We start from the raw sequence: 23,134 nt of genomic DNA on the forward strand, positions 1-23,134 counted from the left end.
CTTCTTGCTTGAAACCTTTATTAGAAGTCAAAAACCTAAGTGTGGATTTCAAGAATGATCAGGGTTATGTCAGGCCGGTTGAAAATATCTCTTTTCAAGTGAATCCGGGAGAGACCGTGTGTATAGTTGGTGAATCAGGCAGCGGAAAAAGTGTTACCAGCATGTCTATAATGCGATTGCTGGATTACGAGAATGGATCTATATCTGAAGGCCAAATTTTATTTCAAGGAGAAGATTTGGCAAGAAAAAGCAAAGAAGAAATGAGGAAGATCCGCGGTAATGACATTTCTATTATTTTTCAGGAACCGATGACCGCTTTGAACCCTGTTTTTACGATAGGCAAACAATTGACTGAAGCTATATTGCTCCATCAGGATAAAAGTAAAAATGAGGCTTGGATCCGGGCTAAGGAACTACTGGAGCTTGTTGGGATTAATGATATTGATGTACGCATGAAACAATATCCCCATGAGCTATCAGGGGGGATGAGACAGCGTGTCATGATAGCCATTGCTTTATCGTGTGACCCGAAATTATTAATCGCTGATGAACCCACAACTGCTTTAGACGTAACTATAGAAGCGCAGATATTGAATTTATTGAATGAACTAAAAGAAAAGATTAATATGTCGATCATTTTCATCACCCATGATATGGGAGTAGCAGCTGAGATATCTGACAGAATTGTCGTTATGTATGCAGGTAAGGTAGTGGAAGAAGGGGATGTCTTTCAGATTTTCGATGAACCGACCCATCCATATACCCGTGGGCTGTTAAACTCCATTCCCTCAGAAGAAGGTCCCCGCCAGGAGAAATTAACTTCCATTAAAGGGACCATTCCGAGTATCAACAATATGCCTGGGGGCTGCCGCTTCAATCCCCGTTGTGAGTATGCCACCTCTCAGTGTATTGAAAAGGAGCCCCAGCTGTATAAGGAAAATGGGCGGCAGGTAGCCTGTTGGAATTATAAAGAAGTTATCAAGAAAGAAAGTATGGCTCAGTGAAGGGGGGATTCTAATCATGAAATCAGAGTTGATCGATAATGAAAATAGTTATCATTCAAAGGAGGTGAGTTCAGAGATTCTGCTCGAAACCAAAAACCTTACAAAGTGGTTTCCTATCAAGTCTGGGATTTTAAAGAGAACAACCGGTTATGTAAAAGCAGTGGATGACATTTCTTTTTCGGTTCGTAAGGGGGAGACGTTTTCACTGGTGGGTGAGTCGGGATCAGGTAAATCTACTTTGGGAAGAGCGGTCCTAAGGTTGCACGAACCAACTTCAGGAGAAGTTCATTTTGAAGGGAAGGACATTACACACTTGCCTTCTCATGAAATGAGGAAGCTTAGAAGGGAAATGCAAATCATTTACCAAGACCCATTTGGTTCATTGGACCCTCGGATGAATATAGGCGATATAGTGGGAGAACCGTTGGATGTTCATCGAATTGCACGCGGGAAGCAAAGGAATGAAAGAATCGATGAACTTCTGGAACTTGTTGGATTGGACCCTTCACGCAAATCAAGGTACCCGCATGAATTTTCAGGGGGACAAAGGCAGCGTGTAGGAATAGCCAGGGCAATTGCATTGAATCCGAAGTTTATTCTGGCCGACGAGGCAGTCTCGGCTTTGGACGTTTCTGTTCAAGCCCAAGTTGTAAATCTTCTCAAGGAGCTTCAGCAAAAGTTAGGATTGACTTATTTGTTTATTGCACATGGCCTGAACATCGTAAGGCATATATCTGACCGTGTCGGTGTCATGTATTTGGGCCAGATGGTGGAGATAGGAGAAGTAGATGAAGTGTATAAGCGGCCTGCACACCCTTATACATCTGCTTTAATATCGACTAAACCATCCCCAAATCCAAGAGCCAGAAAGAAGAAAGTGATCTTGGAAGGAGAAATCCCATCTCCGTCAAACCCGCCAACAGGGTGCCGATTTCACACGAGGTGTCCCTTGGCTACTGAGATATGTAAGCAAGACACACCCATACTTAGACCTGTTTCGGATAAACAGTCAGTCGCATGTCATTTCCCATTGGTATGAAAAGGCTTTCCCTTTTAATATACCACATTAGTAAAAAAATTACACATTATTAAGGAGTGTATTAAATGGACTTAAAAACAACGAAAACTAAAACAAAACCTTATAACGGATATAAATCATTTGATTACCTGGAGCCTGTAAAAGACTATAAACCTTACAAACTTGCTAAAGAGGTTGGTCGTGTAGAGCCGTTCACTTATCCAGTGTCAGATGAAAAGGAAGAACTTGTACAGAAGATTTTGGAAGAAGACTATATTGTTTCATTGCATGAGCATACTTTTGTTACACCTGAAGATGTAGACTCTATTTTTGAATTCCGCCGCCAAGGCCGGGATTGGACCGGGTATGAAGGATTAAGTATTTCGGGACTCGACATTGTTTTTGAGAATTATATGGATGGTACCGCTTTCATTACTTCGAACGCAGGATGGAAATGGAATGATGTCCTTCATGACTTGGGGATCCGATACAGTGATTTTGCTCACCAAGACCTGGTAATCCGTGCAGAAACCATGGAGGATCTTTACCGCGCTAAAGAAGAACAAAAAGTGGCATTTGTTACCTCACTAGAATCCGCTACTCAAATCGAAAACGAAATTGATCGAGTGGATGTTCTATATGGATTTGGAGTCCGGGTAATGGGAATTGCTTATTCCGAAGCGAATGCCCTTGGCTGCGGGTTGAAAGAGAAGAATGACGGGGGATTGACAGCTTTTGGCCATAAAGTGGTGGAGCGCATGAACAAAATCGGTATGACGATTGATGTGTCACATTGCGGCGACCAGACAGCCAGAGATGTTATTGAAGCAAGTGACAAACCTATCTTTATTACCCATGTAGGTGCTCGTGCACTATGGAACACAAGCCGCCTTAAGCCGGATGATATTTTGAAAGCATGTGCAGAAAAAGGCGGTGTCATTGGAATTGAGGCCGCACCACACACTACTTTAACAAAGAAACACCGTGAACATACCATTGAGTCTGTTATGGAGCATTTTGAATATGTTGCAAATTTAGTGGGAATCGATCATGTCGCTTTTGGATTGGATACACTGTTCGGTGATCATGTCGGGCTTCACCATGCTTTTGCCAATGCTCTTTCAATCGGATCTTCACATTCAGGAGAACAATTCAATGAAGTTGAATATGTAAAAGGTGTGGAAAACCCTGCTGAGGCATATCCAAATGTTGTGCGCTGGTTAGTCAACCACGGATACAGCCGTGAGGCAATTAAGAAAGTCATGGGGGAGAATGTGTTACGCGTACTAAAAGAAACTTGGGTGAAATAATCAAAATAGGGGGGAAGTTAATGAAAAAGATTTGGCCGTTGCTGCTTGTATTAGTTCTGTTGCTTAGTGCCTGCGGAGGTAAAGAAAATGCTTCTTCAGATAGTAAAGATAAGGGGAACACAGAGAGTGGGGAAGTAAAACAAGGCGGTAATGTTTCTATACCGATTGTCGGTGACCCGATCTTTAACCCTTGGCATCCAAATGCTTATGCAGAATCAAATGTCGTCAACCGTATTATCTTTTCAGGCTTGACCAAGCCTGGGTTGGATAACGCTCCTGCAGCAAGCCTTGCAAAGGATTGGAGCACCTCAGATGATGGAAAGGTATGGACGTTCAACCTTCGCGATGACGTTAAATGGCATGATGGTGAAGCCTTTACGGCCGAGGATGTAGCGTTTACATTTAATGAACTAGTGCTGAATGAATCACTGGGTTCAAATGGTGCATCCAATTACAAAGCACTTGATAAAGTAGTTGTGGTCGATGACCACACAGTAGAGTTTCATCTGAAACGCCCTTGGGCGGCATTACCTGCTTATTTGGCTTTTAACTCAGAAATCATGCCGGAACATGTTTTGGCAGGGAAAGATCCATGGGAATTCACTGAATTCAATAAAAAGAATCCTGTAGGTACAGGTCCATTTAAGGTAAGTGAGTACACTTCAGGACAGCAGGTTGTTCTTGAAGCAAATAAAGACTTCTTTAATGGTGCACCTAACCTGGATACAGTGACGTACAAAATCCTGCCGGATGTGAATACTCAAATTGCACAGGCGTTAAGTAATGAGCTGGATATCTTTGTTATGGAAGATAAGGCTTCTCTAAAGAGAGTTAAGAGTGCTCAGAACCTTAATGTGGTTGCTTCAGACATCACTCGTTACTTCTGGCTTGTAACAGACTTGGAGAATCCTAAGTTCCAAGATAAAAAAGTTCGGCAGGCCATTCTGCACGCCATTGACCGAAAGGCAATCATCGATTCGGTTCTTCAAGGCTACGGGAAAATTGCAGATGCAGCCATCACTCCAGACCAAGAAAAATATTACACAGATGATGTAAAGTCTTATGAATACGATCCGGAAAAAGCAAAAGAATTACTAAAAGAAGCTGGCTGGGAAGATACAGACGGTGATGGAATCCTAGATAAAGACGGCGAGAAATTCTCGTTTGATTTCGATGTTGCCCTGCAAGGGGATCTAGAACAAATCGCAGTCCTTACTCAACAGTATTTAAAAGATATCGGTATGGATGTGAAGCTTAACACACTTGAGTGGAATGCAATGATTCAAAAGAATGTCATTGACCGTGACTTCGATATGATTGTCAACTGGTGGTCTTATCCGAGTGATCCTGATGTATACGCTCAGTACCATTCTTCAAATGCAGGGAAAGGAAACAATCTTCCTGGCTATAAAAACGAAGAGTTAGATAAGTTATTAGAAGCTGGCCAGGCTACAAGTGATCCTGCAGAACGTGTGGAAATCTACAAACAAGCACAAGAACATATGGCTGAAAACCTTCCTTATATTTATTTGTGGTATCCACAGGAGCTGAGTGTCAGAAGCAAGCGGCTTCATGGTGTCCCTGATATCTATTTCGGCGGTACGCTCCACTATATTAATGAGTGGTGGGTTGAAACCTGATAATCTGTTTAGCTTACTGCCTCCTTTCTTCATATTAAGGGGGCAGTATTAACTCACCAAGGAAGGAGAGTAGCAAGATGGCCCATTTTATATTGACACGTCTATGGCAAAGTGTTGTATTGCTCGCGATAGTGACTGTTATTACTTTCTTTTTAATGAATTTGGCTCCTGGCGGTCCCTCCTCGATGATGAGAATGGATGCAACTGAAGCAGAGAGAGAAGCGATAGCAGAGCAGCTCGGCTTAAATGATTCTGTTATTGTCCGGTATGGCGCCTGGGTCGGTGATGCCCTTCAAGGTGATTTTGGTATTTCTTTATCCAGCGGTGAACCTGTCATCGAACGTATCATTGACCGTTTCCCGCATACTTTCAAGTTAGCTTTGTGGACGGTTTTTTTCTCCGTGATTATAGGAATCTTGTTTGGAATACTGTCTGCCCGAAATAGGAATACGTGGCGGGATCATACGATCAATTTCACTAGTGTCATAGGTTTATCTGTTCCATCATTCTGGCTCGCTATTATGTTTATCCTGTTGTTTTCAGTGCAGCTGCAATGGCTGCCGTCTTCCGGGGTAGGTAGTGGTTCGTTGACCGATGAAATCAAATCAATGATCATGCCGGTTATCATCCTTTCAACTGCAACGCTTCCTACAATCGTCCGATTTACGAGATCATCCATGCTGGAAGTCATCTCTCAAAACTTTATTCGTACTGCACGAGCAAAGGGAGCGAAAGAAAAGACAGTTATCTATGTTCATGGATTGAGGAATGCTCTCATCCCTGTTATCTCCATCATAGGGGTATTGATTCCCCGGTTATTGAGTGGAACTGTCATTGTCGAATCCGTATTTGGTTGGCCGGGGATGGGGCGTTTGATCGTAGAAGCAGCTCAGGGGAGAGATTACAACTTGGTAATGGGTGTGACGGTTGTCGTGACTGCTCTTGTCATATTCTCGAACTTTGTCGTTGATATTATCTATTCCAGAGTAGACCCACGAGTGAAAAATATTTAAAAAGGCGGGTGAAAAGAATGAATGGAGCAGTTAAAACCACAACAATCAAGGGTGCACCTTTGTCATACGGCAAAGAAAGTAAACTATCGAATTTTTTTCAACAGTTAATGAAGAATAAAGTCGCTTGGTTCTCCTTCTGGTTCTTGATCCTTGCCCACTTGATCGTTTTTTTCGGACCGCTGGTTTGGAGGATCAGTCCTGAAGCGGTCGATCCCATAAACGCATTTGCAAGCTGGACTGCGGCTCACCCGTTAGGAACCGATGATATGGGGCGTGATGTCTTGAGCCGTATGCTTTATGGCGGCCAAATCACATTGCTAGTGGGTTTTGGATCCATGGTCTTTACCGTCTTGATCGGCGGCCTGATAGGAGCAGTTGCCGGATTTTTTGGAGGCTGGATTGATACTGTGCTCATGCGGTTTACGGAAGCCATGATGTCAGTGCCGAACTTCTTCCTTGCACTGGTCGCATTGACGGTTCTCGGGAAAAGTCCTTGGATGGTCATTGTCGTTATTGCCTTTACATCATGGATGGAAATTGCAAGGGTTGTCTACGGGGAGACATTAAAATGGAAAGCAAATGAGTTTGTGGAAGCCTCAATGGCGATGGGATCATCCTCGATCCGGACTCTCATTCGCCACGTAGTCCCGCAAGTGATACCTACCATTATAGTGGCCAGTACTTTGGGGATTGCCTGGGCCATCCTTACGGAAAGTGCAATAAGTTATCTTGGTTTAGGTATCCAGCCGCCGACTTCTACATGGGGAAATATGCTCCAGAATGCTCAGCAATACATTTGGACTTCGCCTATCCTGGGGGTATTGCCTGGAGTAGCCATTACATTGGTGGTGCTGGCTTATAATTTTTTGGGAGATGGCCTGAGAGATCTCCTTGATCCAAAGCATGTGAAGAAATAAAGAGAATGAGGTGGAGAATATGAAAAAGGTCATAAATGGTTGTGAAATGTATTACGAAGTCTTAGGTAATCCTGAAAATGAAACGATATTCTTTGTTCATGGAGGACCTGGATTGGGAGATTGCAGGGGAGATATAAATACTTTTCAAGATCTATCTGATAGTTTTCAGCTCGTGTTTATGGATATGAGAGGGTCAGGAAGGTCAGCAGATGTTCCGCCATACACTCATGAGCAATGGGTGGATGACTTAAACGAATTGCGGAATCAGCTTGGTGTGGGAAAAATTATCCTCCATGGAGCGTCTTATGGCGGTTTTATCGTGCAAGAGTTTGCCTTGAGATATCCTGAACATACTAAAGCCATCCTTCTTAATGTTACGGCAGCGGATAATGATCACCATCATCTTGCGATTGATAATGCATTAAGAAGTAATCTTCCGGGGATTGATGAAGAAGGTCTTACTCGTCTATTTGAAGGTTATGTAAAATCTAATGAGGACTTTAAAGCGCTCTACCAAGCTATCCTGCCTTTATATACGATGGAACAAGACATGGAAGCCCAAAAACAGAAGCTTGATCAAATATTCTATCACTATCAAACTCATAATGATGCGTTCCATCAAAATTTAAAGCATTTCGATTTGAAACCAAAACTCCACAACATCAAGGTTCCTGCAATGGTGACGGCCGGTGAACGCGATTGGATCTGCCCGCCGGTATGCTCAGAAAATATTGTTTCACGGATTCCCCAGGCAAAATATATCTTATTTAAAGAGTATGGCCACTCCTTGGTACGTGAACAAGGGGATAAATATAAGGGCCTCATGCGTCAATTTCTAAATGAGGAAATAACAGAGCCAAAAACGCTTGTATATTGATTGAATGAAAGGAGGGAAATTATGAAGGTGAAATTAAATGGTTGTGAGATTTATTATGAGGTCCACGGTAACCCGGATAATGAAACAATTTTTATCATCCATGGAGGACCGGGAATGAGCGACTGCAGAGGAGATGTCCATTCTTTTAAGGCTCTGGCTGATGGATACCAATTGGTTTTCCTCGACAACCGCGGATCAGGGAGGTCGGAAGAAGTGCCTCCATATACACATGAACAATGGACGGCTGATATTGATGCCTTAAGGGCTCACCTCGGAATTGAAAAAATCACTATTCTAGGAGGAAGCTACGGTGGATACCTATCCTTGGAGTATGTATTGAGATATTCCGAACGGGTAAACAAGGTTATTCTAAGAGATACGGCTGCTAATGATAGATATACTGACCTTTCGATGCAAAAAGCTCTAGACAGCAAGCTGCCAGGAATCAATGAGGAAATGCTGGAACGCTTATTCACAGGTAAGGTTCGTTCTAATGAAGAGTTCCGGGAAATGATTAAAGCTATCCTTCCCCTTTATACCGTCAAATTTGATGAAGCAAAGGCAAATGAAAAGCTTGATAATATCTTTTTCCACTATCAAACCCATAATTATGCCTTCAGTGTGAATAAGCAAAGCTACGATGTCTCCGGCAGGCTTGGTGAAATAAAGGTGCCTGTATTAATTACGGTAGGAGTACATGACTGGGTTACCCCGGTGGAATGCTCAGATGAACTGGCAGGAGGCATTCCCAATAATCAGTATGTAAAGTTCATGAACAGCGGGCATTCCCCTCAAATAGAAGAAAATGAAAAGTACATTAAGTTGGTCAGGGATTTTCTACTGGCCACTGATGTTAGTGCTAGTGCATAATAGAGAAAAGAGAACAGCCAGTTCTCTTTTCTGGGAGGACAAGTTCCTGGTCCCATCAGTTCAGAAGTTCTTTACTTTCTTTTTTCGTAAAATAAGATGCCCTTTAGTAAAAGGTGCGGGGCATCTTATACACCTCGTACGCCGTGACATTGCGTTGTTGATGGAGAATCAATTTAGATTAAAGCAGAATTCTATAGCCGATAGAAATCTACTCGTAATTAATTTCCACAAGTTAATCTTATCATAATTTCCAAATCTAGATCCAAACAGGTTCATTCCTACTGCATTCACTGCATCTTTTTAGCTTCGAGGTTTAATGAAATATAAGGTGTTTTTAAAATTCTAAATCATCGAGCTTAATATTAGAAATTTTTTAACATCAATAAAAGAGCCATCTTTATTGACCTTCCAATTTTTCAGAATTCCAAACTGAGTGTTCTATATATCCCATCAATAAGGGGTAAGGTTACCTCTCACTCCACCAAATTCCCTTGGGCTTGTCCATATTCCAACCTATTTTCTATTTATATTAAAGGTGGTATCTGAAGGCCAACCGTATTTATAATAAGTAGCCTCTGAACATATTTCTACAGAGAAGTTCAACTCTTCTACCTTTACTCCACTCGGATTCGATTACGAAAATGATATTCTAAAAAACCTGAACGGAGCCAAATGAGCTGGGCTGCTCTCTTCTCAGGTTCAAAAAAAGGTGTGAATGGGGACGGTTCGTGCGCCACGATAAGGGTAAATTAATATATAGGATGGGAATCCCACTGAGTAAGATTTAGCAAATCGCTCATAGCAAGTCGGGACATCAACGGGTAACTTTTGATGTTAAGCGTAGACAACAAGCTAGTAGGCCGAAAGCATAAGCTGAAGGGACAAGCCTCGAAATCCTCATTGGGAAGGTTCATAATTTGAACCGACTAGAATAAAACTTTCTGTTAGTCGATATGCGAGAATAACAGAACTTCCCCGGGGTCGATGAAGGCATCGGGTCTAAACCCGATCATTCGCATTGGAGCAGTGTCTACCGCACATTTTCTGTTGAAGAGATGTGCTTTTTTTAATGGAAAATGGGGAGAGAATTCTTAACTAATGAGTCTGATAGTTTACTATTAAATTAGTTAATTTGAGTCCAACCAAACATTCCCACCGTCTAACAGGTAGAATCCAAGACAAAGGTGTGTACGAAATGGGGCAGCAGTTAATGGAAAAATCAAACCCGGAAATCAGTGAGCTCATTGATCGGTATGGTAAGCAGCTCATCAATCTTGCCTATACATACTGTAAGGACTGGAGTATGTCCGAGGATATTGTGCAGGAAGTATTTATTAGTGCATATAAGAACCTCGATGCTTTCAATAGACAATCTTCTTATAAAACATGGCTTTATGCCATCACGATCAACAAGTCGAAGGACTTTCTTCGCAAGCCTTTTATGAAAGAGCCTTTCTTTCAGCGTTTGAAAAATAAGGCGAAACCCGTTCACCCGACCCCGGAAGAACACGTTATCCAAAAAGAAGGTCAACATGGGTTGGCTGCGGAAGTCATGAGCCTGCCTATCAAGTATCGGGAAGTCATCATCCTCTATTATTACGATGACCTCTCCACAAAGGAAGTGGCGGATTTATTGAACATTCCCCTCTCTACGGCCAAAACGAGGATTCAGAGAGGACGACAGGTGTTAAGGAAGCAGTTAGAAGGGGGTGATTTCCTTGCGTGAAAATCAGGACAAGCAAAAAATCAAGGAGTCTCTTCACGGAGTATTTGATGAGAACCCATTCTCGGATGAAACAAAAAAGCGGTGGCTGATGGAAATCGAAAAAGGAAGGCACCAACGGAAATGGACAAAAACCAGCTTATTCCCTAGATTACTCTCTATTGGGGTCGCACTCGTCTTTTTCATCGGATTTGGTTGGTTCCTCGTGCAACAAATTGGGATAGAGGGAGATAACGCGAGTGACCACGGCCCAACTAAGGAGGGGGGAGAAGAGAACCTACAAGCGGGAAAGAGCGATTTAGAAGAAAAGGTGTTGGAGTTAAAGCGTCAGGAAGAAGTCGACATGAAAGAGTTTCTTTCTTACTTTCATGAGGAATTGAATAAAGATTATACGAGTTACCCATTGGGGCAGCATGACGGTTATTATTATCAGTCAAAAGAAGAAGTGATGGAAGGAATTCTTTCTGTGCTGGAGAAAGCGCAACCGGAAGATCCGAAGCTGAAAAAGGATTTAAGACATTTAGAGGAAATGATTGATAACTACCTTTATGTATCTCGGAAGTTTCCGCCTGAGGAGAATCATGCAGGTCCTGCCAATCATTATTACTATATAGTCGGTCTACTAAATGATCTCTATTCTATCATTGTCGTTGGTGAAACGACTGAACTGAATGGATTTTCTGAAGTTGGTAATGGTGATCAAGTAGATGTCATTGAGGAGATGACGAAGGGAAGGATGTATCCTACTCCAGAAGGTCCGCTGGTGAACGTCGGAAAATCCCCTTCAATCAACCGATGACGACTATCCTCCCATTGAAGCCTTTCAAATAGAGAAAACAGAATCCACGGACCTGGGTACGTATGTACACAGTACGTACGAAAGCTATCAGGATTTTTCTGTGTACAAAGAGAACGTTGATAATGAGTCTGCACAATCCACCTTGATTACTGCCGCCATTTCATATATCAATTATGCTTATAAGTTTAATAAAGGAGAGTAGAGTGAGAAAATAGATGATTCAAAGCAGGCTGAGCTTAAGAAGCGGTTAGAGGAGAAGATGGGAGAGATTGTGTCGGAGTTTTGAGTAGGCAAGAGGAAACGGATCCATTCTGGGTCGGGATATAGGGGGTTATTCCCTATAGCTAGTGAATTTCATAAACATCCTATAGATAAATCACTTCTTGGAGTGTTCAATCTATAGGATGTTTTTAATTGGCTGAAACTTAAACCATTAACTACCTTCCAATCCATCCCCATCAACAGCTACCAAATGCCCATGAAGATAATTCTAAGCTCTCGCAGCCAAATAAAACATCCAAGCACTAGCGGGAAAGATGGGAGCTTGCTGAATTAAGTAAGTAAACCTAAAATTTTTACAAACTATGTAAAAATTTACTGATTTTATAGTAAAATAGATACAAATAAAATTTTCATAGGCAAACTTGCTGAAAAGTAAGGACGCAAAGCCGCGGGTCTAAGGTTCTGAAGAATTATGATAGTCGGGCTGCAATTTATTACCTTTTCAGATCGGTATGTATTGTAGTCGATCTTAGCCCTGCTGTAGCAGGGCTATATTTTTTTTCTGGGGGATGTTAAAACTATGTCATCTTTGAAATTAACAGAGTATGAAAATAAGAAGCAAATCATTTTAGAACAATTAAATAGTATAAAGGTCATTGCAGAGGATTTGAAGATGAGTACTATTTTCCGGAAAACCGTGGAAACCATCGAACAGTTGGAGAACGATGCTTTCCTTTTGACCATTGTAGGTGAGTTCTCCAGGGGTAAGTCAATGTTTATTAATTCCTTAATAGGTGAAAAAGTGCTTCCTTCAAAAGTAAAACCTACAACGGCTATCTTAAATAAAATTGTTTCCAGCGAGAATTCGTACATTAGATTGCATTATCATGGTGGGGTGAAAGATCCTTTAGATATTACAACCAAGGAACTGAGAGCGCTCAGTGTACCTGATGAACCCGATGAAGATGATGCTGATGAGATTGCTGAATATGGTGAGAAGGTTAGTAAAATAAGGGAAATAGAATACGCGGAGATTGGAACTTCTGCTGAAATATGTGCAAGTGGGGTGGAAATTTACGATACACCAGGTGTGAACGATCTTGAACAGGCACGTGAAGATATAACATTTAAATTTATCCCTAAATCAGATGCGGTTATTCTATTGCTTACTGCAGAAGCCCCACTCTCGAAAACAGAAAAAGGCTTCCTCAAAGAGAAAATCCTTGATGCTGATATTTCCAAGGTTTTTATTGCTGTGAATTTCAAAGATATATTAGGCGGTATTGAGGAGGAAGCCCGGATTAAAGAGTATGTAAGGAAGAATTTGAATAATATTTTGAGAGATCCCAAGGTATTTATGATATCAGCCAGAGAAGCATTGAATCTGCGCAAAGAACTTCTTGATTCCATGGAAAGGGAAGATATTGAAGAAAAGCTTGTTGAAACAGGAGTTCCTGCACTAGAAAATGAACTGGGCAGGTTTTTTCAGGAAGAAAGAGGAAATGTCAAACTCCTTAAACCGTTAAAAAGAGGGATGAAGTTTTCAACAGATCTTATCGAGGGGTCATTGTCATTGAAAATCCAGACATTAAGTATGGAAAGAGAAGAAGTATTAAAGAAGATAGGAATGCTATTACCGAGGGTAGATGAATTCTATAAAAATGGAAGCAGAATAAAAAATGAGTTGAGAGCAAACCTCAAGGGTGAAGAAGGGACCTTAAAGGATCTCATTTATAAATATATGGATAGGATGCTGGCAGAAATCCAGTCCCAACTCCCAAACTTTCAAGGGGAAATAAACAAGGAGAGAATAAACTCGTTTATTGCTTCTATTATGAACCCTATTCAAAAAGAAATGCAGCAACAAATAAGAGAAGCTACTCAAGAAATTTTTGATAAACATTGTCAGGCTGCTTACCGAAAATTAGAAAGCGAGACCAAAAGATTAGATGACCAAGTAAAAGAAAGCTTTAGCCTTTCTCTAGATTTGAATGGCTTAAATATGGAAGGTTTTGATGAGGCTGGGGTTTTGGTCGCACTTGGTTCTTTTGGACTAGGTGCCTTTGGCTTGTTGATCGCTGCCCCCATTTTAATCGTCCCCTTGGCTATTTTTTCTTTCTTAGGTATTGGAGGGTTCGTCACAACGGCCATTCAGGCACAGAGAAGAAAGCAACTGGACAATGTAAGTGACAGTATATATACAAAGTTTCAAAGTCATAGAAAGGAGTCTGCAGCTGCTGTGATGAAAGAATGGGAGGGAATTACTCGATCAGTGTTAGATGATTTTGAAGCGGATATCCAAGCAAAGGCTACTAGTATCAGAGAAGAATTAGATGGACTAGTTGAACTGAAAAGAAATGAGCAGGTTAAGATCGAAGAGCAGAAGGCTTATTATGAAGATCAAAAGCTAGAATTGATGGAAGTCTATCGTCATCTTTCTATGATGAGCAGGATCATTCAAACAAACGAGACGGATAAAAAGGAGCAAGATTATGAACTCGTATGAAACGACAAAAGACGAGCTGCTGTCCCAAAGTAAAGAACTCTTAGAGCATCTGAAGGATATATTGCCAGAATCGCGCACCTATCCTATTCTATCTGATTTTGTGAAGGACCTAGAAAATGACAAAATGATGATCACGATATTGGGAGAATTCAAGAGGGGAAAATCTTCTCTTCTCAATGCGATTTTGAAGCAGCCCATTTTGCCAGTGGATGTGCTGCCTGCTACTGCCGTGGTCAGTGAGATTCACCATGGAAATCAGGGTAAGTGGAAAATTCATAAAAATGATGGAACAGTAGAAGAAAAGGATCTGAATCGTAAAGAACTGGAAGCTTATACCTTTGAGGGAGACCATGACCATAAGCTTATTCATCGGATGGAACTGGCGCTACCCATACCGTTTGATAACAAGGGCACCGTGCTGGTAGATACTCCGGGTATAGGCGATCTGAATGAACACCAATTTGATGTGACATACAGTTATATCCCCCGTTCTGACCTGATCTTATTTGTGCTCAATGCTTCCTCCCCTCTAAGTAAATCTGAATTCATGTACTTAAAGGAAACGGTGATGAATTTAAAGCACGGGGAAATTGCTTTTGTTTTGAATTTTAAAGACAGAGTGGACGAAGATGAAGTTGAAGAAATCGAAGAGTATGTAGAAAAAAAGCTTCAAAAAATTCTTGGACAAGAAACTGTCAGCTTGTTCATGCTTTCGGCTAAAGAAGCAGCACAAGGTAAGGTGGACTCTGATTTCAAACAACTGGTTTCATTCCTGGAAGAAAGGCTCGATAAAGGGATTCTTGCCCAGAAAAAAATGGAGTTCTACCGAAAAAGATTGCAGGAGATCTATGTATATGTACGAAAGGAAGCTCAAGAAAAACAACATAGAAAGGAAATGAACGAGCAGAAGATAAAAGAGGAAATGCAAGGAATTCAAGAGTTCGTTCAAGAAGCGAAGAGTAAGAAAGGAAGGATGGAAAACTATATAAGAGAGAAGGAAAGAGAGATACTACTGATCGCCAGAAAGTCGGTGCGCCACTTTGAGGAAACGCTACTAGACGAAACATTTGAAGACATAAGTGCTTTTCATCAAGGCGATTTTAAAGGGTATATTGAGAAGACAGTACCATTGAATGTGAAAAGGAAGGTTCAGAATTGGGTGAATTCTTATTCACCCAACATAGAGTATTTGTTTGAAAAGCTGGAAAATGAAGTGTCATCTGGTATGGGGCGCCTGTTTAATCAACACTCTGAAATGCTAAACAGCCATTTTTCTTCATTCCGTTTCCAACATTCAAAGGATTTTGTTTTATCTAATAAAAAGGTTTCTTCCAATGCTTACTTCGAAAGCGGATTGCTTGCAGGGGGGGCAGCCGCACTCTTTTTGGCATCGGGCGCCTTCATTTTACTTCCGATCATTTCATTGGTGGGCGCTCCTTTTATTAATAAGCTTCTGAGTGATCGTAAACTGGAAAAAGCAAAGCAAGCGGTGTTGCCTGAAGTCGATAAATCAATCAGAAGTACAATTGAAAAACTGGAAACTGGGTTAGAAGAGTATGTACATGAAAGAATTCAATCAATCTTGAACAACAGCCAAAATATCTTCGAACAGACAGTCGCTTCCTATCAAAGAGAGTTGAAAATCGAGCTTGAAAATAGAAAGCAAAAGCTTGCAGATACCACTGAACATCCAAATCAGCTTTTAGAGCTGATTAAATAAGAAGGAGGATTTAGAAATGAGTGATTTTTTTCATATAGACCCTTTATCTTCAGGGGGGCATACTGCCAATCAGGATCTAGTGGACGTTACATCCCATGTAAGGTCAGCACCAGATGGCATCGAACAGAATAATTTATCCTATGAAGGACCGGATAAGATGCCGGTGAATGGTGAATTCGTAGGAGTTAAATCTCATGTGAGAACCAGTCCCGATGGAATGGTAGAGAATAATCTTTCCTATACTCCGTACAGCGGCGATACAGGTTTACAGACAATCATTCACCTTGACGATCCTTTGAAGCATGTGCATCAATACAAAATGGATCCTCTTATGTTTGAGTAGTAGAACATGAAGATTAACGCTCTGGAACATGAGGATTTACTGATGGAGAAAGAGCTCTATTCCTGTTTAGGAATAGATGCTGAGGAGAACCCTATACAGGTTCTAAGTAGTGTCTTGAAACAAACAGACACCGTTGAAGACCAAAATATCATACGTTTCATACAGGGGGAGCGCTACTTCTTATTGGGAGATTTCGAAAGTGCGATCTTCAAATGGGGAATGGCAGAAGATACTCTTTTATCAGAATGGGCGTCCAAAAATATGGGTGATGCTTATATGGAGGATGGTCAATATGAAAACGCAGAAAAGCATTATCAAAGAGTTGGAAAAAATGCCTCCCTTACTCTATGGATGGAGAAAAATCTTGCCCTTGTTCATCTGTACTTATCCTTTGAAAAAGAGGAGATGGCAATACATGTACTAAAAGAAGCAATAAAGAGGGCTCCCGACTACAAGAACATATCCGTCAAGACGTTGGATTTCTATGAGAAAAGGGAGATGTGGCATCCGGCTGCCCTACTCATTCGTGATGAATTGAATAGGACAGGCAGTTGCTTCTGGATACAGAAGTTCAAGGAATACGTAGAGGAGGGACGGATGCAAGATTTCTCCCCGGAAGAGTTTATTGTAACGTTCCCCATCATTTTAGAAAGAGAACAATCTCTTTTTAGTGACATCGTTACAAAGCTGTGGGTCGGTTATCAAGACAGTTCTTTTTACCTCGAATGGTTAAAAGCGTTTCACAATACATTCCCTTCTTTAGGTGCAGAGGGCAACAACTGGCATCTTATTGATGCTTTGTGTAAAGAAAGCTTCCCTGATGTACTGTTCTTTGATTTTGATATAGAAGAGGTTGTTGCACTGATCCCGCTCTATTTAGTTAATTGGTGGAAGATAACCTCAGGGGAAAAGACACTTCTCAAAGGGTTTATATTATCATGGGAAGAACTGTATGCTTATTCATTCGATCAACATTTTTTGGAGGAAGTAAAATTATGGGGAGGGGAGGAGAGTGATGAAGGTACCACACTCACTTTCTTTCCGTTAGCACTCTCCCGGTTCGTGGAGTGGATGAGTGATGAAGGATTTGGGGTTCCAGCTAACTTGAGATGGGAGCTCGAGCATCTCGGGGATTATAAAACGCTTCATCTAGTGATAGCAGGTACCTTCAGTAACGGAAAATCAAGTATCATTAACAGCTTGATTGGTGAAGAAGTCCTTGAAGCAGAAGTGCTTCCCACAACTTCAACTATGGTGGTATTGTCTTCAGGTTCTGAACAGTCAATGACCTTGATAAAGGGAAGTGACGTACAGCGCCTCTCCTCCAGGAACGAATTTAAAACAGTTACCACTATTGACCATAGGGATGGACAGGGAGCCCATACAAAAGGCTATATTCATTATCAACTGCCAAATCCATTCTTAGAAGAGAATAGGCTAAGGCTTGTGGACTCACCAGGATTTAATGATGAAAAAGATGAGGAAAATGAAGTTCTTAATCACTTGCATCTTGGTGACGGAGTATTGTTTGTCTTAAATGCCCGTACTCCATTTACTAAAGAAGAAAAGAACAAATTGAAAGAGATAATGGAAAAGCAGGATCTTCCTCTTCATTTCATTTTAAACAAGATGGATATTGCAGAAGATGAAGACGAAGAGGAAGATATTATTGTTGATACCAGGAAGCGGGTTAAAAAGTACTTTAGGGAAGCCAAGGTTCAGCCGTTTTCTTCCTATAAAAATAGGAATGAATACAGGAAGGAAATTCCGCTTTTTATAAAATCAAATTTCCGCAGTCCTTCCATTCTGAAACAGAGAACAAAGAAGTTTACGGCTAAATTAATTGAAGCTGTTGAGTATGTAAAGGCAGAAGATATGAAGAGAAAAGAACAAGAATATAACCGTTCTATTAAAAAGAGACTTAGTGCTGTTTCTACCATCCTAAAAGAAAAACAGGCGACAATTGACTATTTTTCACAGCAGGAGAACGAATTGTTGAAAGAATTGAGAGTCATCAAAACCGCGTTAGTAAACTCTGTATGGGAAAAAGTGCCGCAGAGGATGATTACCGCGTCAAGGCTATTAAGGCCGGAAAGTGACCTCCAGACCATTCACGTTCATTTAACCCAATATATGAACCAGGAACTTTCTCTTTGTTGGGAAAGTGAATTGAAACCTCCTTTCCTTCAAAAACTACAAGTTTGGCAAAGTACTATTGAAATGATCGAGGTAAAAATTAATTATGAGCATAAGCAGTTTTTGGAGAAGGCAGGCCAATTGTCTGAGCGTAAAGTTGACTTACAATCCAGCAAGCACTTTACTTCTGCCTGGCTTTTTTCAAATGTCAGTGCCGTTGCTACTCTCAGCCTTCCCACTGTTGCCATATTACCTAACATGTCACCCATGAGACTGTTAACCGGCGTTCAAAAGCTGATAGGAGGCAGCAGCCAGTCATTCATTTACAACCGCTATAAAACCTATTTAGAAAACAACACGTACTTAGAAGCAGTACAAGGAGTATTGGATGAAGTGCTACCCTTTTTCAATAAAATCGAAGAAACACTCACAGAAAGAATAAGACAGACAGCAGAGATACTTTCAGAACAAACAGAAGAGGAAATTAACACCCTGAGAAACAATAACAAATTGGAAGCCGGTCAACTCAATGCCTACCTTTCCAATAGAGAAAAACATCATCAAAAACTCAATCTGTTTTTATTTGCAGCCCGGAGCGGACAACTTTGGAGTGAAGGTGATTCGCTGAGATGAGAGTTAAATGGGGGACGGTTAAGATACCTAATGCGTGGGATCGAGCCACTTTCTTTATGACAGGGAACCAATTTTCTATTGGGGCCGTCGGTTTCTGATTTCAAATGTTTTGAAGAGTTACCTGTTTACATATATTATATTGGTTTAGCTCATTTGCACCTTCGCCACTATATTTACCATGGTACGTCAGAAATCTGACCAGATGACGGCAACGTGGTTATCATTTGGAAATTGAAAGCGCCTTTTCTAAGAGAAAGGGCGCTTTGTGGTTTTATAGGTCGATGGGGGTAGAATTGGAGTTTTGGAGAGTATACCTTACATATTCTAAGGCTTTAAAGATAGCATGAAGAAGGGTTTTCCAATTTTATGAAGAAGTTAATTGAAGAGATATCTGTTGATGAGGTGAGTCAGATAATGGACGAAACGATGCATGACTTGAAAACAATCGTACAAAAAAAACCGTTTAAATATAAAACCTTGGCAAATGGAGATAAAGAGATCTATCTTGGAAAATTTAATACGCTCGTTAAACTAAGGAATGAACAATACATGAATCTGCTTCATACCTTTAAAGGGCAAACAGTTACGATCGGGGCATCAAGAACAAATCCTCCGGGAGGTAGTCTTGGGGAGTGGCTGATGAAGCATATTACCAAGACAGCTATAGCGTCATATATTGTTCCTATACTGCTTATGGATGGGTATGCTTCTCTAGCAACTGAGAGAGGGAAGATTAGATTTAATTAAATTTTTTTCAGGGGATGGAGGGATTGTCCTCAATTCAGTGACAGCAAATGAAATAGAAGGGAGAGAATGTGATTGGAGCTTCGTCCTAAATATTCGTTGGATTCGTTCCATAAAGGGAAAAGATCTGCTGCAAGGGAGTTTACTGATCGGGAAGAACCCACAAAGGCGTTCCTTCATGCCCTTGAGCAGAAGAATCACGCTGCCTATAAAGTCCTCACCTATTACGGGATTGGAGGTATCGGGAAGTCGAGGCTATTGAGAGAGCTTTATGGGAAAGTCGAGGTTCTCCATAAGTCGAACGTTGTGGCATTGATTGATTTTAAAGAAGAGAAACACCACGCTCCCGGAGAAGCCCTGATCTGGTTGAGGGAGGAAATAAGGAAGAAACACAGTATCAAGTTCACTACGTTTGATTTAGCCTATACGATGTACTGGAAAAAGCTGAATCCACAAGTGAGTATGAAATCCAATCAAGCGACTCTTCCGTTTTTGGAAGAAGGGGGCTTTATTGGAGAGGTCATCGATCAATTAGAAAATGTACCTTTAGCCCAATGGCTGCCAAAGACCTTGAAATTCATGAACGGATTGACGAGGTATAAAGATATGCTTCAATGGTGGTTGGGAAGAGGGAAGGACGTCATGGAGCAGCTGCAGGAGATGCTCCCTAATCAAATGGAAGACATGCTGTCAGTTTATTGGGCAGCGGATGTAAGGGATTATTTGAGCAACCATTCTCCTTCCTCAGTGGTCATCTTTATGGATACGTATGAAGCCCTCTGGGAGAAGCAGCGTCAACAAGGGTCTTACTATGAAAGGGATGCTTGGGTCCAGGAGTTGGTCTTGCAGCTTCCGGAGGTACTTTGGGTCATCGGGGGACGCGAAAAGCTTCAATGGGGCAAAAGCAATCATGCCTGGGACAACGAGGCATACTTGGAGCAGCATTTAATGGGAGAGTTATCGGGTACAGATTGTCGTAAATTCCTTTCGTCCTGCGGCATCATAGAAGAGGGTATCCAGGATATCATTATTGAAGGAAGTCATGGTCTTCCCTATTATTTAGACTTGATGGTAGATACATATCATGTCGTACAAGAAAGACGGGATCCCCGACAAGAAGATTTTTCGAAAGCACCCCAACAAATCCTCGACCGCTTCTTAAGGTACCTCGAGCTGTCAGAAAAAGAAACATTAAAGATGTTGTCCTTTACCCGCTTTTGGAACGTTGATTTGTTTCAAAGTCTGGTGAAAGAGTTCAAGACAGGGTATCCCATGACCGCTTATCAAGAGCTTTTCCGCTTTTCATTCATTATTCGTGAAACGCCAGAACAATGGAATATGCATGCCATGATGAGAACAAGCTTACAGGAAGATGTGTATACAGGTGATAGGGATTTATTTCAGCAAGTACATGGTTATCTCTTCGACTATTACAATAAGCGATTTCAAGATCAGGGTATAAGTGGTTCTGAGCAGTCAGTGGCCTTTCAGGAAGCTTTATATCATGGGAAACGCTCACTTAAAGCGAGCACTCTAGTAAACTGGTTCCTTGAAAGATCTAAGCAATTCATGAGCGAAGGGCAACTACAGCTCCTCTCTTCCTCATATGAGGAAATGAGGTTGTACATATCTGGCGAATGCGAGCAATCTTTGGAAGCCGCCGTTCTTCAATTTTACGGTAAGGTTTTCTTACTTCAGGGAATGTATTCGATATCTGAGGAAGTATATAAGGAAGCACTCTCCATTTATGATAAACAGATAGATTCCTTACAAATCTGTAAGTGCTATATGAACTTAGCTGAAGTCAAGATTCATCTCAATGAGTATGAAAGTGCCTTTACCTATTTATCGAAGGCGAGTGCGTACGCAGAAGAGGAAACGGTGGAAAGAAGTGTGGAATACTATGCGGTCAAGGCCTTTTTGTCTATCCGAGCAGGTAAATTAAACATCCGTTTCTCTCACTATGAGGAATCAATGCGTTATTACCAAAAGGCCATTGATGTTTGTAAGGAAGCCATCGAATCGAAGAAAGCGGATGGTGTCATCTTTGGACTTACCGCCCTGGCTTATGAGAAACTGGGCGAGCTTTATGGAAGCAGTCAGTATGAGAAGCAGGGTGAATGTTACCTAAGGTCCATCGAAAACTATAAAAAAGCCTTGGAAAACCCTGACCACCCAGAATATGTCCGAACGTTAGCCAATATGGGGCTTGCCTACAAAAGGCTGGGGGAACACTACTCTTCCAAGACCCACCCGGCGGATAAGATTCGAAGCTTCCAACAAGCCCTTGAGATCTATGATAAGGTACTCGATCTCTCCCCGGACTTTGTCGACGTCTTGGAGAAAAAAGGACACGCTGCTGTGGATTACATGGTCCTTCAAATCGAATTGAATTTAGCAGATGAAGCACTTATCAGCTTTCAAAAAGCCTTGGATGCCTTTCAACGAGTGGTGGACCTGGCTCCTTTACAAGGAGGATCCAGAAACCGGATGGCCTCAGCCCATCGTGAATTGAGCAAACTCTACGTGAAAAGAAATCAACGAGAAGTAGCCCTGGAAATTCTGCTTCAATCCCTAGCACTCTATGACAAGGTGCTGGAAGAAACTCCGAATTACATCTATACATTTAATGGCATCGGGAAAACCCACGAGTTAATGGCGGATATCTATCATGAAGCCAATGAGATGGATAAAGCCTTTGACCATTACCAAAAAGCCATAGAATTCTACAATAAAATGCTTTTGAAAGCCCCTAAACTACGAGGGGCACTGAGTAGGAAAAAGAGAATAGAAGAGATTGTCGGGGAAGCATAGGAACGGTTCTCTGGCTTCCTTTTCCGGTATCTCAAAGGTGGAAGCACAAGGAGGAAATCGAAATTGAAATCTTATGTTATCAAAATTGAATTAGAAGAGTCCGATCCGTTGATATGGAGAAGAGTCATCATCCCAGCAGGAGCGACCTATAGAAGGCTTCACGACGTCATCCAGAACGTCACGAATTTCCAAAGCGGTTATCCCAGTGAAGGTTATCACAACTATGAATTCGACCTGACGGAAGATCATAAGATTGTCACGGACCATGAAGAAGCTTACCTTGATCATCAGCACTATAAGAAGAACAAGGCGGCGTATGAAGAACGGCTGAAATCCGTACCGCCTGAAATGATGGAATTTGAGAAGAATGCCTTGGAAAGACTCAAGATCGAAGTACGGAAGCCCACCGGCTTAAAGATAGATGATTACCTGGAGAAGTATGGACAAATCCACTATGCCTATGATTTCGGTGATGGTTGGCAGTTCTCCGTTAAGCTTGAGGAGATTGTCGATGATTACTACTTTGGATATCCAACCCTACTGGAAGGAGAAGAAACCTCTCCTCCTGAAGATGTAGGCGGGCTGCATGGTTTCTATGAATTTCTTGAAGCCTATCGTGATGAGAAGCATCCAGAACATAAAGAAATGAAGGCATGGGCCAAATCGGTATACTTCAGGGAATATGATCCTGATTGGATCAATCAGCTACTCAAAGGACTTAACTATAAGAAGACAGAGTGGGATAAAATCAATCACGAAAATTATAGCATTATTGAGGACAAGTATCGGAAGAGGTAGGGGGAAGCAAGGGGACAGTTCTCTTGCTTCCTTTTTAGGTGTTTCAA

General features: G+C 41.5%; 17 protein-coding genes and 1 riboswitch. All 17 genes read left to right on the plus strand.

The window, feature by feature from the left end; translation table 11 throughout:
* Positions 1-8: 8 nt before the first annotated feature.
* A complete protein-coding gene (locus BVI01S_RS01755) occupies positions 9-1,004 on the plus strand; it encodes an ABC transporter ATP-binding protein (protein ID WP_061808994.1) in 996 nt (331 codons plus the stop codon).
* Positions 1,005-1,020: 16 nt separating this feature from the next.
* Positions 1,021-2,043: an ABC transporter ATP-binding protein gene (locus BVI01S_RS01760; protein ID WP_061808995.1), complete on the plus strand. Its 1,023-nt coding sequence runs from the start codon at positions 1,021-1,023 to the stop codon at positions 2,041-2,043.
* Positions 2,044-2,108: 65 nt separating this feature from the next.
* The gene (locus BVI01S_RS01765) at positions 2,109-3,332 is read left to right on the plus strand and encodes a dipeptidase (protein WP_061808996.1); all 1,224 of its coding nucleotides are present in this window, start codon (positions 2,109-2,111) and stop codon (positions 3,330-3,332) included.
* 20 nt (positions 3,333-3,352) lie between these two features.
* Positions 3,353-4,972: an ABC transporter substrate-binding protein gene (locus BVI01S_RS01770; protein WP_061808997.1), complete on the plus strand. Its 1,620-nt coding sequence runs from the start codon at positions 3,353-3,355 to the stop codon at positions 4,970-4,972.
* A 77-nt stretch (positions 4,973-5,049) separates the two neighbouring features.
* Complete coding sequence (locus tag BVI01S_RS01775) at positions 5,050-5,985, plus strand: ABC transporter permease (protein WP_061808998.1); 936 nt, start codon at positions 5,050-5,052, stop codon at positions 5,983-5,985.
* A gap of 17 nt (positions 5,986-6,002) precedes the next feature.
* Positions 6,003-6,902 (plus strand): ABC transporter permease, encoded by a 900-nt coding sequence (locus tag BVI01S_RS01780; RefSeq protein ID WP_061808999.1) that lies wholly within the window; start codon positions 6,003-6,005, stop codon positions 6,900-6,902.
* Positions 6,903-6,921: 19 nt separating this feature from the next.
* The gene (locus BVI01S_RS01785) at positions 6,922-7,779 is read left to right on the plus strand and encodes an alpha/beta fold hydrolase (RefSeq protein WP_061809000.1); all 858 of its coding nucleotides are present in this window, start codon (positions 6,922-6,924) and stop codon (positions 7,777-7,779) included.
* Between the two features lie 21 nt (positions 7,780-7,800).
* The gene (locus BVI01S_RS01790) at positions 7,801-8,649 is read left to right on the plus strand and encodes an alpha/beta fold hydrolase (protein WP_061809001.1); all 849 of its coding nucleotides are present in this window, start codon (positions 7,801-7,803) and stop codon (positions 8,647-8,649) included.
* A gap of 1,195 nt (positions 8,650-9,844) precedes the next feature.
* Positions 9,845-10,375 carry a sigma-70 family RNA polymerase sigma factor gene (locus BVI01S_RS01795; protein ID WP_061809002.1) on the plus strand — a complete coding sequence of 177 codons (531 nt, stop codon included), beginning with the start codon at positions 9,845-9,847 and terminating at the stop codon, positions 10,373-10,375.
* Positions 10,368-11,171: a hypothetical protein gene (locus BVI01S_RS01800; protein WP_061809003.1), complete on the plus strand. Its 804-nt coding sequence runs from the start codon at positions 10,368-10,370 to the stop codon at positions 11,169-11,171. Before BVI01S_RS01795 ends, BVI01S_RS01800 begins: the two co-directional genes overlap by 8 nt.
* Before the next feature lie 627 nt (positions 11,172-11,798).
* Positions 11,799-11,885: riboswitch (cyclic di-GMP riboswitch) on the plus strand.
* An 88-nt stretch (positions 11,886-11,973) separates the two neighbouring features.
* Positions 11,974-13,899, plus strand: coding sequence for a dynamin family protein (locus tag BVI01S_RS01805; RefSeq protein WP_061809004.1), 1,926 nt, complete (start codon positions 11,974-11,976; stop codon positions 13,897-13,899).
* Positions 13,886-15,619, plus strand: coding sequence for a dynamin family protein (locus BVI01S_RS01810; protein ID WP_061809005.1), 1,734 nt, complete (start codon positions 13,886-13,888; stop codon positions 15,617-15,619). Before BVI01S_RS01805 ends, BVI01S_RS01810 begins: the two co-directional genes overlap by 14 nt.
* 16 nt (positions 15,620-15,635) lie before the next feature.
* Positions 15,636-15,962 (plus strand): hypothetical protein, encoded by a 327-nt coding sequence (locus BVI01S_RS01815; RefSeq protein ID WP_061809006.1) that lies wholly within the window; start codon positions 15,636-15,638, stop codon positions 15,960-15,962.
* Positions 15,963-15,968: 6 nt separating this feature from the next.
* Entirely contained in the window at positions 15,969-18,731 is a 2,763-nt protein-coding gene (locus BVI01S_RS01820) for a dynamin family protein (protein ID WP_082804621.1), read from the plus strand.
* Between the two features lie 366 nt (positions 18,732-19,097).
* Positions 19,098-19,478, plus strand: coding sequence for a hypothetical protein (locus BVI01S_RS01825; RefSeq protein ID WP_061809008.1), 381 nt, complete (start codon positions 19,098-19,100; stop codon positions 19,476-19,478).
* Positions 19,479-19,550: 72 nt separating this feature from the next.
* Entirely contained in the window at positions 19,551-22,289 is a 2,739-nt protein-coding gene (locus BVI01S_RS01830) for a tetratricopeptide repeat protein (protein ID WP_061809009.1), read from the plus strand.
* Positions 22,290-22,352: 63 nt separating this feature from the next.
* Positions 22,353-23,087 (plus strand): plasmid pRiA4b ORF-3 family protein, encoded by a 735-nt coding sequence (locus tag BVI01S_RS01835; protein WP_061809010.1) that lies wholly within the window; start codon positions 22,353-22,355, stop codon positions 23,085-23,087.
* The last annotated feature ends 47 nt before the right edge of the window (positions 23,088-23,134 follow it).

Source organism: Rossellomorea vietnamensis NBRC 101237 (assembly GCF_001591825.1).
In the GTDB taxonomy this organism is placed as follows: Bacteria; Bacillota; Bacilli; order Bacillales; family Bacillaceae_B; genus Rossellomorea; species Rossellomorea vietnamensis.